Genomic DNA, 1,447 nt, shown 5'->3' with positions numbered 1-1,447 from the left:
GGGTAAACCCGCTCCCACAGGTACGGCAGAGATCCTGTGGGAGCGGGTTTACCCGCGAAGAGGCCCTTCAGCCTTGCGGCGCGGTGGCCAGCATCGACGCCCGCTGGCTCACCTCGGCATACCACGCCGCCAGCCCTGGCTGGCGCTCACGCCATCCGAAATCAGGCTGGCGCAGGTCCAGATACCCCAAGGCACAAGCCACGCCAATCGCCGCCAGGTCGAACCCCGAAGCCAGCTCCGCCAGGTGCTCGTGTTCAAGGTTGGCCAGGCTGCGACGGATCTTCTCGCCCTGTGCCTGGACCCAGCCGTCCCACTGCTTGTCCGCCGGGCGCAGGAAGGTTTCGTAGCGGGTACCCACCGCGGCATCCATGATCGCGTCGGCCTGGGAGGCCAGGGTCAGCCGGCGCCAGCGCGCCGAGCCTTCGCGGGGCAGCAGCGGGTTGCCGACGTGGCGGCTGTCGAGGTACTCGCAGATCACCCGGCTGTCATGCAGCACGCTGCCGTCGTCCAGGCGCAGGGCCGGGATCTTGCCGATCGGGTTGCCCTCATTGAGCTGCTCGTCACCGCTCACCGGGCTGATATTCACGCCTTGCAGGGTGACGTCGCCCAGTTGCCCGGTCTCGTGCAGCACCACCATGACCTTGCGCACGAACGGCGACAACGGCGAATGGAACAGGATCATGGCTCAGTTACCTTGCAGGCTGGGTGGCAGGCACACGCCCAGGCCGCCGATACCGCAATAGCCGTCGGGGTTCTTGGCCAGGTACTGCTGGTGGTAGGCCTCGGCGAAGTACACGGTCGGTGCCTGGTCGATCTCGGTGGTGATCTCGCCGAAGCCGGCCTTGCCCAGTTCGGCCTGGAAGGCGTCGCGGCTGGCCTTGGCCTCAATCAGTTGCTGCGGCGAGGTGCAGTAGATGGCCGAGCGGTACTGGGTGCCGATGTCGTTGCCCTGGCGCATGCCCTGGGTCGGGTTGTGCAGCTCCCAGAACATCGCCAGCAGTTCGCGGTAGCTGACCCGGTTCTTGTCGAACACCACCAGCACCACTTCGGTGTGGCCGGTCAGGCCCGAGCAGACTTCTTCGTAGGTGGGGTTGGGGGTGAAGCCGCCGGCATAGCCGACCACGGTGCTGACCACGCCTTCGCGCTGCCAGAAGCGGCGCTCGGCGCCCCAGAAGCAGCCCAGGCCGAAGATGGCGAAGTCGATGTCGCCCTCGAAGAACGGGCCGAGCAGCGGGGTGCCTTCGAAAACGTAGTGGAACTCGGGCAGGGTCATCGGGGTTTCGCGGCCAGGCAGGGCCTGTTCCGCGGTGGGCAGGACGTTTTTGTTCACCAGGATTTCCGAACGCAGGGTCATGGCCGTTCCTCTGTGTTTTTCAGTGGGATAGGTGTTGGTCCCATCGCCGGCAAGCCGGCTCCCACAGGGATTAGATTGAACCCTGTGGGAGCC

2 protein-coding genes are annotated in these 1,447 nt (G+C 66.0%); both read right to left on the bottom strand.

What is annotated here, in order from left to right:
• Nucleotides 1-67: 67 nt before the first annotated feature.
• Nucleotides 68-682, bottom strand: a complete 615-nt coding sequence (locus ABE459_RS25965) for a glutathione S-transferase (protein ID WP_125462293.1) — start codon at nt 680-682, stop codon at nt 68-70.
• A gap of 3 nt (nt 683-685) precedes the next feature.
• Complete coding sequence (msrA, locus tag ABE459_RS25960; RefSeq protein ID WP_125462294.1) at nt 686-1,354, bottom strand: peptide-methionine (S)-S-oxide reductase MsrA; 669 nt, start codon at nt 1,352-1,354, stop codon at nt 686-688.
• Between the last annotated feature and the right edge of the window lie 93 nt (nt 1,355-1,447).

It is taken from the genome of Pseudomonas sp. TWI923 (genome assembly GCF_039673365.1).
GTDB lineage: Bacteria > Pseudomonadota > Gammaproteobacteria > Pseudomonadales > Pseudomonadaceae > Aquipseudomonas > Aquipseudomonas sichuanensis.
Note: the sequence above shows the minus strand (reverse complement) of the source record. Positions and strands in the feature narration are given on the sequence as shown.